Below are 14,320 nucleotides of genomic sequence, written 5' to 3' on the forward strand. Positions count from 1 at the left end.
GTTTAGCGCAACTTTGTGTTGCTGCATGATCCTATAACGCGATGACTCTTTATCCGGTTGACGACTTTTTTGAATTTTTTAAATATTTTTTTGATTTTATTAATTTTAATATTTACTTTATTTTCATAAAATAAAAAAGCGGAGATAAATCTCCGCTTTTTTGATCAGCGATCATTCGCTGAATGGTCAGACTAAATGCATTAGCCTGTATTATTTGGCGCTGGCAGATTTCTCTGCTTTTGCCGGTTCTGCTTTGTGCTCTTTCTTCACTTCAGCTTTGACTTCTGTTTTCGCTTCAGGCTTTACTTCTGCTTTCGTTTCGGCTTTAGGATCCGCTTTCATCATTGCTTTCGGCTCTGCCTTTGCTTCTGCTTTTACATCGTGCTTTGCTTCAGTTTTAGTATGAGCAGACGCTGCCTGATGTTTGCCTGTTGTTGCACTTGCACTGGCGGACGCAGAGGCACTTGCTACGCTGGCTTCCGGTGCTTTTGCCGGTGCTGGTGTTGTAGTTGCAAATGCAGAGCCTGCCATCATTGCGGTTGCCATCAGGGAGATGATCATTTTGTTCATGGTGTGCCTCTTCTTAAAAAATCAGTTAAGTATGTTCGCTTTATCTTGCGGCGCAGTGTGTTGCTGCGTGCTTCCTTAACGGGGCCGGAGACAAGGCGGTTGACGATTTTTTCTGAAAGAAGCCCGAACTGCAGAAAGCATCATTTTTCAGTACTGACGGTACGACACCAGCAGCTTTCAGGGGAGTAACGCAGATACGTATTGCGACAGACACAAGGCAATTAACCAGACAATGCATGTTGAGGACGTATTCTGAGCGCAAAGTAAAAACGACTGCAATTGCAGCCGTTCTTTATTTAGAACTCATTTCATAAATAGCCACGAGTGCGAACGCGGGGTGCCGGGAGGCAGTGCGCGGCGGCGTAGCAGGATAAATGGATTGCACCGCAATCCACCTGCGAAGCGACTTCCGCATATTTGCGGAAGGCTACACTCAGCAGCGCAGGCTGGTGCCTGTGCAAGCGACGCAACAAAGCAATGCGCCCGGCACCTCCGTTCCCGGAGGGTTTGCCTCATAGCGCACGCTGGACAGCGTTGGACGCGTTGTGAATAGCACCGCTATTCACTGCCTTGTCCCCTTGCAGGGCGCATGTGCGCTGGTAAGCGCACATCGTTACGCAGGCATGCAGCTTGGCTGCATGAATTCCCTGCTGCACCCTTGCCAGCCCGCGCTATGAGACAAACGCATCTCGCGGATATTTATGAAATGAGTTCTAATGTCTCGTGCTCTTACACAAGGCTATTGAGTTTTATCAGGGAGCACCGGTTTCCGTTTCGAAGTTTCCTGTGCGTTGCCACTGGTTGTTGCCTGACGCTGCTCTTTTGATGCAGCCACTGCGGCATGGTCTGTCGTCGGACGGGATGCAGGACTGATTCGGCCTGCGTGTTCCGCCACTGACTGAGGACGACGCGGTGACGGCACTTGCTCGGTTTGTCCGCTGGCAACTCTGGACAACTTACCGGTTTTCACGGTTTTACTGGTGCTGCCTGCATCCGCTTCCGGCAACGGCGTGACTGCCATTGCACTACCGCACTGAAATAACAAAGCAATTGCCAAAGTCACTATCTGTTTCATGATGCAGCCTTCTTCGTCACTGGGATAGCACACCAACGCTGGCAAGGCATAGCAGGTTGCCATGCAGTATCTGATTGCGGTGTATCGCCTGAAGCGGCATCAGAGCACATTTAAATATTGTTCACATTTCAAGACAAAAAGCAGACTTCGTCAACGGTTCCGGCGACATACAATACCTGAGTTCCATCTATTGTTTGCGTTGACAACGCCATGCCTGAAACTTCTATCCTTTTTGTCTGCATGGGCAATATCTGCCGTTCGCCAACGGCGGAGGCGGTGTTTCGCGCCAAAGCAAATGAAGCTGGCATGCTGGAACAGCTGACCATACACTCTGCAGGCACCCATGCCTATCATCAGGGTGAAGGACCCGACCCGCGGGCACGCATGTTCGCATCACGAAGAGGGTTTGATCTTTCAGCAATCCGCGCCCGTCAGGTAAAAGCCGCAGACTTCATGGAATTCGATTTTGTACTGGCGATGGATAAAAGTAATCTGACGCTGCTGCAGGCTGCCTGCCCGCAACAGTTTCAGCACAAGCTGGGTTTATTCATGGATTACGCCCGCCATTTCAGCGAGCGTGAAGTGCCGGATCCGTATTATGGTGGCAGCCAGGGCTTTGAAACCGTACTCGACTATATCGAAGATGCCAGCGAAGGTCTGATTCAGAAACTGCGTCAGAATATGCTGTCAGCCGGTTAAGCTGTTACGCTCCGGCTACCGTTCAGTCCCCGTTTTCCGCAGTTTATCCCCCCGTTTCTGCAACTTAGCAAGTTGCCACTTGTCTAATGCACTGTCGTCGCAGACACTGCAGCGTCCCCTTTTATTTCCCCCTCTCAGACGAGTGAGCGATCATGTTAAAACCAACCCTGATAGTTGTGGCTGTCGCTGCAGCCCTGTCCGCCTGCGGTAAGCCCGGTTCCGATGCCTCTGCCAGCGCATCTGCATCCGCGAAAACGGCGGCTGCGCCTAAACTCCTGATTGCGCCGGAAGATATTCTGAAAGTGGAATCCAGCCAGGTTGCCTCCGGCCCGGTCATTACGGGTTCAATTCAGCCGGAACGCAAGGCCGATTTGCGTGCAGAAGTGCAATCGGTGGTGATGCAGGTTCTGAAAGAAAACGGAGACAGCGTCAAACGCGGCGATATTCTGGTGAAGCTGGATGAAACTTCCATCCGCGACAATCTGACGTCGGCGCAGGAAGCCGCACGCAGCGCAGCCACAACACTGGAACAAGCAGAACGCAATCTGCAGCGTATGAAGACACTGCGCGCCTCCGGCATGACTTCCCTGCAGGCACTGGACGATGCCGAACTGAAGGTGGACTCCACACGCAGTGAACTCTCTGCCGCCAAAGCGCGTGTTGTTTCTGCCCAGCAACAAATTCAGCGCACGGTCGTTCGTGCCCCGTTTGACGGCGTGGTCAGCGACCGTAAAGTATCTGCCGGTGATACTGCCTCTATCGGCAAAGAATTACTGAAAGTCATCGATCCGGCCAGTATGCGTTTCAGCGGCCGTGTTTCCACAGACCGCATTGCACAAGTGAAAGTCGGACAAGCCGTCAGCTTCCGCGTCAATGGATACAGTGGCCAGCAATTTGAAGGCAAAGTGACCCGCGTCGATCCGGTTGCCAACGATGTAACCCGTCAGGTAGAAGTGCTGGTTGGTTTCAGCGGTGCTGAAAAACCGACGGTGTCCGGTTTGTATGCAGAGGGCAATATCAGTAGCACTGCCGTCAGTGCCCTGACGCTGCCGGAATCTGCCGTGATGCGCAGCGGTGACCTGACGTATGCCTGGCAGATCAATGGCAATGCCCTGCGTAAAAAGCCACTGCAAATTGGCAGCCGCGACCCGCGCTCCGGTAATTTCGAAATCCGCAGTGGTCTGGCGATGGGCGATATGGTCATGCGGAATCCGAACTCCAGCCTGCAGGACGGTCAGTCTGTCCAGATGGCACCGGCCAAACTGGCCGACAACACACAAAGCACCGCAGGGAGCCACTGATCATGTTTTTATCGAATTTCAGTATCCGCAATCCGCTGGCCACTGTGGTGCTGATCATCACGATGATGGTCATGGGTTTGCTGGCCTTATCCAAGCTCAAGGTCAATCAGAATCCGGACGTCGCCGTTCCGGGTTTGTCGGTGGTGATTCCTTATCCTGGCTCGTCTCCGGATACCTCTGAACGCGAAATCGTTAACCGTCTGGAAAAGCAACTGATGACGATTCCGGGCGTGAAAGACTTGTACTCCACTTCCGGTGAAGGCAGTGCGCAGTTTGACATCATGTTTGAATTCAGCAAAAACATGGTGGAAGCCACTGATGAAGTCCGCAATGCGATTTCCTCAGTGCGCTATAAATTGCCGTCAGAAATGCGCGAACCCTATATCGTGCGCTGGGACCCCTCCGCACAACCGGTGGTGAATATTGCGTTGTCGTCCAGCAAACTCAGTCATGCGGAAATTTCCCGCATGGCGGAAGATAAAATCGCCGACAAACTGCGCGCCATTCCCGGCGTGGCGAATGTCAAAGTCAACGGTACGCTGAAGCGCGAACTGTCGGTGTTGCTGCGCGCCGAAAAACTGCGTGAATTCAATGTCTCGGTCGGTGAAGTAGTCAATGCACTGCGTATGCAGAATGCCAATGCGCCGGTCGGTAAAATCAGCGGTGATCTGGAAGAAGAAAGTATTCGTCTGGTTGGACGGATCGAAACGCCTGAAGAATTCCAGAATGTCGTGATCAAGCGTAATGGCGATCAGATCGTTCGTCTGGGGCAGGTCGCCAGCATTCAGGATCACTTCGCTGATCTGAATTCGCTGAGTATCCGCAGCGGCAAACCGAACGTCAGTCTGCAAGTAACCAAGTCGCGCGAAGCCAGTGCGGTATCGGTGGCAAAACGGGTACGTGAGTACATCGAGACTGCGAATAAAGAGATGGAAAGCACCATGCCGGGCACCAAAATGGATGTCACGTTTGATGGTGGTAAGAATGCAAAAAGCAGTCTGAACAACGTGGTGGAATCGCTGATTTTCGGCGCGGTGCTGACGGTATTCGTGGTCTATGTGTTCCTGAATTCCTGGCGTTCGACACTGATTACGGCGCTCAGCCTGCCAACTTCGGTACTGGCAGCATTTATCGCAGTCTGGCTGTGCGGCTTCACACTGAACTTCATGACGCTGCTGGGCTTATCGCTGGCTATCGGCGTGCTGATTGATGATGCGATTGTGGTGCGGGAAAACATTGTGCGCCACATGCAAAACGGTTCCGACCGCCGTACCGCAGCGATGGAAGGTACAGCAGAAATTGGTCTGGCGGTGGCAGCCACCACATTCTCGATTGTGGCGGTGTTTGTACCGGTCGCCTTTATGGGCGGTATGCCGGGCGAATGGTTCCGTCCGTTTGCGCTGACGGTAACCTGTTCCGTGCTGGTCAGTCTGGTAATTTCCTTCACGCTGGACCCGATGCTGTCTGCTTACTGGGGTGATCCTGCCGATCATCACCATGCGCCGAAAGAAGGTATCAGCAAAGTATTGCAATCCTTCAATGACTGGTTCGATCATCAGGCCGACCGTTACGGCAAAGTGATTGCCTGGGCTTTGCATCACCGTCGCTGGATGGCTGTCATTGCCTTCGGCACGCTGATTGCCGCGTTTTTCCTGCAGGCAAAATTCGGTGGCACCAGCTTCCTGCCATCCACGGATGCCGGCAGTCTGATGATACAAGTGCGTACACCACCATCTTCATCGCTGGAATATGCTCGCCTGAAAATGGAACGAGCAGCAGCAATTGCCCGTGAATTGCCGGAAACCAAAGAAACCAACAGCAGCATCAGCCCCGCTGGTGGTCGTATTTATGTGGATATCGGCAAACGTCACGAACGTAAACGCTCAGCCAAAGAAATCGCTGCCGAATTACGCGGGCGCATCAGCAGTCTGGTGGGTGCGGAATACACGATTCAGGATGATGTGAATAATGGTGCCAATAAACCGGTGCAGATTGAATTCACCGGCCCGGATTCGCGCAAGCTGATGGAAATCACGTCCGAGTACATGGAAAAACTGGCCAAGATTCCGGGTGCTGTGGATATTGGTTTGTCGCAACAGGATCCTAAGCGTGAAATTAAGATTGAACTGAACCGCGGTCTTGCCAATTCGATGGGTGTTTCTGCCTCCGATGCAGCGCAAACCCTGCGCATTGCATTTGCCGGGATTGAAGCCGGTGACTGGGTCGATCCGACCGGTGAAACCCGCGATGTGGCAGTGCGTCTGCATCCGGATGACCGTGTCAGTAAATCGAATCTGGAACGTTTGCCGATTTCCGTTGGCGGTACGAATCAGATGGTTCCGCTCGATCAGATCGCTACCATTACCATGGGCAAGGGTCCTTCCACGATTGAACACACCAATGGCAAGCGTACGATTACCGTGTCTGCCAATGCGCAGGGCCGCTCCAGTGGTGAAGTCATTACTGATGCCAAGAAACTGGCAGAAAGCATGAACTTCCCTGCAGGCTATGGTCTGAACGTGGCCGGTGCCGGTCAGGATCAGGAAGAAGTATTCGGCGCGATGGGCATTGCCGTGCTGTCCGGTATCGGCCTGATGTATCTGATTCTGGTGATTCAGTTCGGCAGCTTTACTGCACCGCTGGGTGTGATGGCATCGCTGCCTTTATCGCTGATCGGCGTAGTGGTGGCACTGGTGGTGACCGGCAGCACGATCAATCTGATGAGTCTGATCGGAGTGATTATGCTGATGGGTCTGGTCGCCAAAAATGCGATTCTGTTGCTGGATGCTGCACGTAAATTTGAAGCCGAAGGCATGGACAGGGAAGATGCGCTGATGCAGGCAGGTCGTGTACGTCTGCGTCCGATTCTGATGACGACGTTTGCGCTGATTGCGGGTATGTTGCCGGTGGCTATCGGTGCCGGTGAAGGTGGCGATTTCTACCGTCCGCTGGCGATTGCGATTATCGGTGGCACGATCACATCGACTGTGCTGACGCTGCTGGTCGTACCGACTTTCTATGACAGTATTGAACTGAGCAAAGACAGTGCGTTACGGAAACTGAAAGCGCGCAGCGAACGTTACAACCCTGCCGTTGGTCTGATTGTGACTGCTTTAGAAGCATTGTGCGCAGTGACCGGACTACGCCTGATATTCAGAAGCTTGGTAAAATGTCGCACTGTGATACTCGGTCGTCGTCTGAAACAGACATGATTCAGACCTGATCGCTTACCACACCTCGAACCGGGGTCTATTCCTAAGTATCCTCCGGTATTTTCACCCGCAGGCCGAAAACCTGCGGGCTTTTTTTTGCCAGTTCCAATCGTCCTGACCTGCCTCGCATCATTCCGGGTCCGCAGGTATCACAAGTATGATAATGGCGCGATGAAGTCACTCAGCTCAGGGCGGGACGGACATTCGCAGACGCAGCCAGTTGCAGCGCGATTCCTTGCTGATGCACACGGAATTTCGCCACCATCTGACCGAGCACACTGGCCTGATGCTGCATAGATCCCGCCGCCGCAGCTGCTTCTTCCACCAGCGCCGCATTTTGTTGCGTGACCTGATCCATTTGCATAATCGCGCGGTTAATCTGCTCTATGCCACTGGTTTGCTCGCGGTTTGCATTTGCGATTTCATGGATCACGGTTGCCAGATTGCTGACAGACGACACGACGTCCAGCATGGTTGCCCCCGCCTGATCCACCAGTCCGGTACCGGCATTCACCCGTTCAACAGAATCGTGTATCAGTACCTTAATTTCTTTCGCAGCACTTGCCGAACGCTGTGCCAGACTGCGCACTTCGGACGCGACCACTGCAAATCCGCGTCCCTGCTCACCGGCTCTGGCCGCTTCTACCGCAGCATTTAATGCAAGGATATTGGTCTGAAATGCAATGCCGTCGATCACCGAAATAATGTCTTCGATTTTGGCAGAGGCGCTGTGAATATCACGCATCGTGTTGATGACTTCTTTGACGACAACACCACCTTTTTCTGCTACTGAAGAAGCTTGTCCGACCAGTGTCAGCGCCTGTTCGGTGTTGTCCAGATTTTGCTTCACATTGCTGGTCAGTTCTTCCATCGCCGCTGCAGTTTCTTCCAGCGAACCGGCCTGTTGCTCGGTACGCGACGACAGATCGAGATTACCGGCAGCAATTTCTGATGAAGCAGTGTTGATGGTTTCCGTACCGTTACGCACTTCGTGCACAATACTGACCAGGCTGCCTGTCATTTCCTTCAGCGCAAGCAGTAACTGACCAGCCTCATCCTTTGAGCCGGGAGGAATGCTGACATCCAGATTTCCGGCTGCTACTTCATGCGCGACATCCACCGCCTGCGTCAGCGGCCCGGTAATGGCACGGGAAATCCATACCGTCAGCAAAACCATGCCTGCGACAGCAAATACCGCCAGCGTCAGCGACAGGAAGATGGTTTTCTGAAACGCCGTTTTCATCAGTGAGAGTTGCTGATCTGCACGCTCTTTCGCATCCCGCTGTACCGATTCAACGATGCCGTCGATTTGTTTGGTTGGTGCGCGATCCATGCCTTTGACTTTGGCATCAACGATTTTTGCGCTGTCAGCCTGTTGCACATCGTAACTTTTCAGTGCTTCTGTGTACTGGCTGGTCAATCCCGCCAGTGCCTTTTGCGCACTGACAACCTCGTCGGTTTTCTGATCCAGTTGCTTCAGGGTTTGCTGCAAGGCATCCAGTGATTTTTGCACTTCGCCGCCCATGTTGACGAACTCTTTGCTGTACTTATCAAACGCCGCCTGATCATTGCCGCGCAACAAAGTATTCTTCCATTCCTGAATCTGAATTTTGAATTCGACCTGTGCTTTGCGCGCCTGATCGACAGCCTGCCGTTCCAGCTCCGCCTGCTGCATTGCGACTTCAGCCCTTTGCTGATTCTGATGAAGATTCCACCAGTCATGCGCCGACAATACCAGCATCAGCGTAAGCAGCAGCCCTGACAGAAACATGAGTTTCCTGGCGATTTTCCAGTCTGAGAAATGCATGATTTTCTCCGTTCCGATAAAACAGAAAAACAAAATCCCCGGTGCAAAATTTTTGTGCACTTACACTGTAGGACAGTTTCTGAAAATCAAAGTGTCAGACTATTAACTTGGTATACAAAATAGGGATTTTTTTCAGAAAAACCGTATTTGCATGGCTGGAAGACTCTTTGATTATGCAAATATCGTCATTTCACTTTTACGGAGGCCCGGACTTTCTGCCGACAACCGCCGGATCGCTGTGCGAAACTCCGCATTTGGGGTGATTTCGGGCAATTCTGGCGTTTTTTTCAGTGCCACCACAGATCCGGTCACTGTCCGGCTAGCGTACATGGCTACCCGCAAGAAAAAAGCACTGTCCGCGTGCAGCGCAACAGTGCTTTTACGGTGATGCTGCCTGCCGTACAAGCGCAGGCAGTACGGCTTACCAGATGCGTACCCGTTGTGCCGGTGTCAGGTAGAGACTTTGTCCCGGCTTCACATCGAATGCGTCATACCATGCATCCAGATTACGCACTGTCTGCACACGGAATTGCTCCGGTGCATGTTCATTGGTCAGGATGATTTTGCGCAGGGTTTCATCGCGGATCACGCCGCGGAAAGACTTCGCATACGACAGGAAAAATGCGCGGTCGGATTGTGCATCCGGTGTCTGGCCTTTACGCTGCATAGCCATCCGGTAAGCATCAAACGCTGCCTGCAAACCGGCCAGATCAGCAATGTTTTCACCCAGTGTCTGCTGACCTTTCACGGCCAGATCCGGAAACGGTTTGTAGCCGTCAAACTGACGCGCCAGCGCTTTCCCCGCTTGCCGGAAATGCGCCAGATCCGCCGCCGTCCACCAGTTACGCAGCGCACCTTTGGCATCGAACATCGCACCGGTATTGTCAAAGCTGTGGCTGATTTCATGGCCGATGGTCGCACCAATCGCGCCATAGTTCACCGCATCACTGGCTTCCGGGTCGAAATTCGGTGTCTGCAGGAAAGCTGCCGGGAAATTGACGGCATTCTGCAATGGCATATTCACCGCATTCACCAGTTGCGGATTCATACACCATTCCGTGCGGTCCACCGGTTTGCCGAATTTACTGAGCGCATACTGATACTGCCAGCGTTCAGCGCGCACGGCGTTGCCGTAAGCATCATCTGCCTTCACGTCGAGTGCGGAATAATCGCGCCACTGATCCGGATAACCGACGCCGACATAAGTATTTTTCAGCTTCGCCAGCGCTTCGCTGCGGGTCGCCGCTGACATCCAGCTCAGACGCTCCACGCGACCGGCAAATGCCTGCAGCAAATCATCCACCATCTGACGGATTTTCTGCTTAGCCTGTGGTGAGAAATGTTCTGCCACATACAGTTTACCGATCTCTTCACCCAGCGCATCATTGGTCGCACCGATCGCATATTTTTCACGGCTTTCCGGCTGGCTGACACCGCTGAGGGCTTTTTCCAGCGGGAAGTACAGATCAAACAAGGCTTGCGGCAATACCATCATGCGATGATGAATCGCGTGGAAACGCAGATAATCCTGCCAGCTTTCCAGCGGCACACTGGCCACCAGACCTGCACTGTGTTTCAGTGCACCCGGATGCCAGATGATCCATTCCGGCTGCTGATCCAGACCGGCTGCCTGCATGAATGCCTGCCAGTCCAGCCCCGGCGCTTTAGGGGCAAAATCTGCGCCCCGCCAGCTGTTATCGACCTTTTTCATATCGGACGATTCTTCGCGTTTCGCATGACCGCGTGCAATCTGCATTTCCAGCGCCAGCACCCGTGCGGCGGCTTTATCAGCATCGGCAATGCCGGCATAACGGAACACACCGGCAATGTATTGCTGATAGGTCTGACGCAGTTTTTTCATGTCCGCACTGTTCGTCACGTAATACTCGCGGTCAGGCAAACCAAGGCCGCCCTGCAACAGGTAAGGCTGATACTGATCCGGTTTGTGCAAACCCTGTGATACCCATAAACCGAACAAATGCGTGGTGTGCATTTGTGTCGCGTTGATCGGGTCCACATCGGCCCGCAGATATTTACCCAGATATGCGGCCAGTGCCTGCTTATCTTTCAGCGCGGTAATTTCTGCCAGCTGCGGCTGTACCGGTGCCATGCCGAGCTGATTAATGGTTTTCACATCTGCATATGCCGTAAAGAAATCACCGGGTTTGCGCTCCGCTGTTCCCGCTTGCGCCAGCATACTTTTCTGAATAATTTTCTTGACAGCCTGATCGGACTCTTCCGCCAGTGCATCAAACACACCGGTGCCAGCCTTGCTTGGCTCAATCACGGCTTGCTTCATCCAGACGCCGTTGGCATAACGGTTAAAATCATTGCCCGGTACGACTGTAGCATCGGTTGCGTCCGCTTTCACTGCACGGATTTGTTCCGGCGTCATATCCCTTGCCTGCACCGGTGCTGCTGTCCACGCCAGCCAGCAGGCTGCTGCGATAATGCTTAATCGATGTTGTGACCGCATCTGTTGTATCCCCTTCTCATTTATTTTTTCTGATTGCGCCAAACGGATCGCCCTGCCGCCAGACCGGCATGACAGCAGCGTTCGCAATATCCTGGCCCAGATTCAGGGTAAACATCGCTTGCTGCACCATGCCGGACAAATCCCAGGCCGGATCATATTCATCCGTCACCTGATGATAGCGTTTGCCGTAAGCACGGGCTTTTTCCAAAGAGGCAACAGGATTATGGACATAATCACGACCACTGCCAATCGAAAAAGCGGGGACACCGGCTTTGGCAAAGCTGAAATGATCACTGCGGAAATACCCGCCGCCGGTATCGGCGCGCGGCGCTGCCAGTTGCAGTTGCATGCGGTTTGCCGTCTGGCTGGTATGTTGCGCCAGCGAACTGCGCTCGCTGCCCTGCACTCCCATGTCGCGCGTGATGCCGACAAAATTCATCGCATCCAGATTCAGCGCGGCAGCGGTTTTTGCCAGTGGCCACAAGGGTTTTTCAACATAGGCCGCACTGCCGAGCAAGCCCTGCTCTTCGGCTGCCACCCATAAAAACATTTGTGTGCGTTTCGCCGGATGCTGCACCGCCGTTTTCGCCATCGCCAGCAAAGCTGCGGTGCCGCTGGCATTATCAATCGCGCCGTTATAAATCACGTCGCCACTGCCTTCGGTTTTGCCCAGATGATCCCAGTGTGCACTGTAAATCACCAGTTCATCACGCAATGCCGGATCGGTGCCCGGTACCAGTCCGGCAACATTGAATTGTTCGATTTGTCTGACCTGACTGTACAGTTCACCGCTGAGACGGGCATTCAGTTGCAGCGGCTGAAAATCTCTTTTTCCGGCGGCTTCCTGCAATTGTTCCAGACGCTGTCCGGCAGCAGCCAGCCACTGACGTGCGGCGTTTTCTGTCAGCCATCCCTGCAAGGGCGGCGCGTTATCTTTTCCGCCCAGCCGGAAATGTTCGTTAGTACCGCCATTTCTGACCACGCTCCAGCCATAGCCTGCACTCTGGTCGGTATGAATCAGCAAAGCACCGGCGGCACCGCAGCGTTTCGCCTGTTCGAATTTATAACTCCAGCGGCCGTAATACGTCAGTGAAGCACCGTCAAAACGTTGCGGCTCTGCTACCGTTGGTTGCGGCTCGTTGACCAGCATCAGCAGAATTTTGCCGTGACAATCCAGTCCTTTCAGATCATCCCAGTTTTCTTCCGGTGCCTGAATGCCATAGCCAACAAAGACTACCGGCGCATCGAAGGTCTGGCGCGCTTGCTGGTTGCCGCTCCACCAGACCCAGTCATCGCCGTATTTCCACGCGAATGCCTGATTGCCTGCATGCGTCTGCAGTTTGCTCTGCGCTGCCAGCGTGCGTACGCCGGTGATACTGACTGGCTGGCGATAGGATTTTCCGTTCGCTGGTTGCAAACCGGTCGCCATGGCCTGCGCTTCCAGATACGCCACGGTCAGATCGCCTCCGCGCTGCCCGGTGCCACGCCCCTCAAATAAATCGGATGCCAGCAGGGATAAATGTGCACGCAATGCCGGCTCGGAAACCGGCAGCAAGGTATCGGTGGTTTGTGCTGCGGCGTGATGCAGATGCGCACCAGCCAGCAGCGCCAGCATCAGTGCGGCATTACGGTGTCTGAACATGCTTTCTCCTGTGCGGACACCCTGCGGAATCAGGGTATCCGTTGGCGGTAAAAGCGGTTTTGAGTCAGACAGAAATGTTTGGTTCCCCGGCGGAAATTCAGGACTGCGCCTGCTTCGGTGCTCCCGCCACCAGCCAGGTTGCCAGCACCACCGCAGAGCCACCGGCCACCGTGCTCAGCGTGATATGTTCATTCAGGAACAAAGCGCCCCAGATCAGCGCAAATAAGGGAATCAGAAAAGTGACTGTCAGCGCCCGCGTCGGGCCGACATCTTTAATCAGGCGGAAATACAGCAAATACGCGAAAGCACTGCAAATCAGTGCCAGTGCCGCCATCGCCAGCGCAACATTCAGGGTCGGCGTGGCATGCAGCGGTGCGAATGGCAGAGCCGGCAGCAATACCACTGCAGCACCAAGCTGCGACGCCGTTGCGAGCAGGGTCGGACTACCGCTGACACTGAGTTTTTTGGTATAGACACCGGCCAGCGCATAACAAAGGGTGGCGACAGAACAGGCTGCCAGCGCTAGCAATACTTCGGTCGTCAGACTGACCGGCCCCAGTTTGACCAGTAAGGCCACACCCAGCACGCCGGTGAACATGCCGGCAAGCTTGCGTTGCGTGAGTTTTTCACCGAGGAACAGACTGGCCATCAGCGCGCCCCATAACGGCGTGGTGGCATTCATAATCGCTGAGTAACCCGCCGGTACATGCAGTGCAGCATACGAATACAACACCGCCGGAAAACCGGAACTCGCTGCGCCCAGTATCAGATACTGTTTCCATTGTCGCAAAGCCGGTAATTGTTCACGCAGGAACAGCATCCAGACGCACAGTGCCAGCCCGGCCAGCCCAACACGCAGTTCCGCAGTCCACAAGGCACCGAGCACCGGCGCAATCACGCGCATGAATAAAAAAGAAGCGCCCCAGACAGCAGCAAGTACCAGTAAGCGAATGAAATCAGCCTGACGCATAAACTCTGACCCGTATGCAAAAAACACCAGCATACAGGAAAGCGACCAGCTTACCCGCCGAAAACGGACATGATGACCGAATTATCCGTGGTACCGAAACACTGTGTATCAGCCAGCAGAGCTTTCCGTGCCACTTGATTCTGAAGAGGGCGTGGCGGCTTCCTGCGCCGCACGCTGCTGTTTGGCAATCCGGATAATGGTATTGCGGATGGAACTGAGTACCGCCACCGAGTTAAACGGCTTCACGATAAATCCGTGTACGCCGCGCTGTTGCGCAGTCTGCAGCGTGTTCGCATCGATTTTGGAAGACACCAGAAAAATCAGCGATTTGGGTAAATCCTTGCGCAACTGGTCGATCAGTGCAAACCCTTCATCGTTGGCATCGCCGATATCAATGCAAACAATCTGGGGCCGCAAACGCACCATTTTTGTCAGGCTGGCAGGCGCGATATTGGAGTCGCCCACCACTTCGTGCCCGCCGGATGTGAGTACGGAAGTCAGCAAATTGCGGGCGATGGCATTTCCATCGAGGATGACTGCTTTTAACATAAGCGCTCAGCGTAAGTAT

General features: G+C 53.7%; 10 protein-coding genes. 3 read left to right on the forward strand and 7 right to left on the reverse strand.

The features are described 5' to 3' along the window. Window positions 1-210 precede the first annotated feature (210 nt). Both KDM89_RS18370 and KDM89_RS18375 read right to left on the reverse strand, forming a co-directional pair. Window positions 211-570 (reverse strand): hypothetical protein, encoded by a 360-nt coding sequence (locus tag KDM89_RS18370; RefSeq protein ID WP_212689386.1) that lies wholly within the window; start codon window positions 568-570, stop codon window positions 211-213. 739 nt (window positions 571-1,309) lie between these two features. Next, window positions 1,310-1,708, reverse strand: a complete 399-nt coding sequence (locus tag KDM89_RS18375; protein WP_212689387.1) for a hypothetical protein — start codon at window positions 1,706-1,708, stop codon at window positions 1,310-1,312. A gap of 147 nt (window positions 1,709-1,855) precedes the next feature. Here KDM89_RS18375 and KDM89_RS18380 point away from each other — a divergent pair, with 147 nt between their 5' ends. From KDM89_RS18380 to KDM89_RS18390, 3 genes are all read left to right on the forward strand, one after another. After that, window positions 1,856-2,344, forward strand: coding sequence for a low molecular weight protein-tyrosine-phosphatase (locus KDM89_RS18380; RefSeq protein WP_212689388.1), 489 nt, complete (start codon window positions 1,856-1,858; stop codon window positions 2,342-2,344). A 152-nt stretch (window positions 2,345-2,496) separates the two neighbouring features. Further along, window positions 2,497-3,645: an efflux RND transporter periplasmic adaptor subunit gene (locus KDM89_RS18385; RefSeq protein ID WP_212689389.1), complete on the forward strand. Its 1,149-nt coding sequence runs from the start codon at window positions 2,497-2,499 to the stop codon at window positions 3,643-3,645. Window positions 3,646-3,647: 2 nt separating this feature from the next. Beyond that, window positions 3,648-6,857, forward strand: a complete 3,210-nt coding sequence (locus KDM89_RS18390) for an efflux RND transporter permease subunit (RefSeq protein WP_212689390.1) — start codon at window positions 3,648-3,650, stop codon at window positions 6,855-6,857. 181 nt (window positions 6,858-7,038) lie between these two features. Here KDM89_RS18390 and KDM89_RS22900 read toward each other — a convergent pair whose 3' ends face one another. The 5 genes from KDM89_RS22900 to KDM89_RS18415 all read right to left on the reverse strand — a co-directional run bounded on the left by KDM89_RS22900 (window position 7,039) and on the right by KDM89_RS18415 (window position 14,301). Continuing rightward, complete coding sequence (locus KDM89_RS22900; protein ID WP_329604694.1) at window positions 7,039-8,628, reverse strand: methyl-accepting chemotaxis protein; 1,590 nt, start codon at window positions 8,626-8,628, stop codon at window positions 7,039-7,041. A gap of 457 nt (window positions 8,629-9,085) precedes the next feature. After that, window positions 9,086-11,140 (reverse strand): M13 family metallopeptidase, encoded by a 2,055-nt coding sequence (locus KDM89_RS18400; RefSeq protein WP_212689392.1) that lies wholly within the window; start codon window positions 11,138-11,140, stop codon window positions 9,086-9,088. A 16-nt stretch (window positions 11,141-11,156) separates the two neighbouring features. Then, window positions 11,157-12,782, reverse strand: a complete 1,626-nt coding sequence (locus KDM89_RS18405; protein WP_212689393.1) for a M28 family peptidase — start codon at window positions 12,780-12,782, stop codon at window positions 11,157-11,159. A gap of 97 nt (window positions 12,783-12,879) precedes the next feature. Continuing rightward, window positions 12,880-13,752 (reverse strand): DMT family transporter, encoded by an 873-nt coding sequence (locus KDM89_RS18410; protein WP_212689394.1) that lies wholly within the window; start codon window positions 13,750-13,752, stop codon window positions 12,880-12,882. Between the two features lie 108 nt (window positions 13,753-13,860). Beyond that, on the reverse strand, window positions 13,861-14,301 hold the full coding sequence (locus KDM89_RS18415) for an ANTAR domain-containing response regulator (RefSeq protein WP_212689395.1): 441 nt from the start codon (window positions 14,299-14,301) through the stop codon (window positions 13,861-13,863). Window positions 14,302-14,320 lie beyond the last annotated feature (19 nt).

The sequence above is a fragment of the Cognatundibacterium luofuense genome (assembly GCF_018139685.1).
Taxonomy (GTDB): Bacteria; Pseudomonadota; Gammaproteobacteria; order Burkholderiales; family Burkholderiaceae_D; genus Undibacterium; species Undibacterium luofuense.

Bases quoted from the DNA above. Each gene is read 5' to 3' on its own strand.
- KDM89_RS18370 (WP_212689386.1), bottom strand. From the start codon at position 570: ATGAACAAAATGATCATCTCCCTGATGGCAACCGCAATGATGGCAGGC.
- KDM89_RS18375 (WP_212689387.1), bottom strand. From the start codon at position 1,708: ATGGCAACCTGCTATGCCTTGCCAGCGTTGGTGTGCTATCCCAGTGAC.
- KDM89_RS18380 (WP_212689388.1), top strand. From the start codon at position 1,856: ATGCCTGAAACTTCTATCCTTTTTGTCTGCATGGGCAATATCTGCCGT.
- KDM89_RS18385 (WP_212689389.1), top strand. From the start codon at position 2,497: ATGTTAAAACCAACCCTGATAGTTGTGGCTGTCGCTGCAGCCCTGTCC.
- KDM89_RS18390 (WP_212689390.1), top strand. From the start codon at position 3,648: ATGTTTTTATCGAATTTCAGTATCCGCAATCCGCTGGCCACTGTGGTG.
- KDM89_RS22900 (WP_329604694.1), bottom strand. From the start codon at position 8,628: ATGTTTCTGTCAGGGCTGCTGCTTACGCTGATGCTGGTATTGTCGGCG.
- KDM89_RS18400 (WP_212689392.1), bottom strand. From the start codon at position 11,140: ATGCGGTCACAACATCGATTAAGCATTATCGCAGCAGCCTGCTGGCTG.
- KDM89_RS18405 (WP_212689393.1), bottom strand. From the start codon at position 12,782: ATGTTCAGACACCGTAATGCCGCACTGATGCTGGCGCTGCTGGCTGGT.
- KDM89_RS18410 (WP_212689394.1), bottom strand. From the start codon at position 13,752: ATGCGTCAGGCTGATTTCATTCGCTTACTGGTACTTGCTGCTGTCTGG.
- KDM89_RS18415 (WP_212689395.1), bottom strand. From the start codon at position 14,301: ATGTTAAAAGCAGTCATCCTCGATGGAAATGCCATCGCCCGCAATTTG.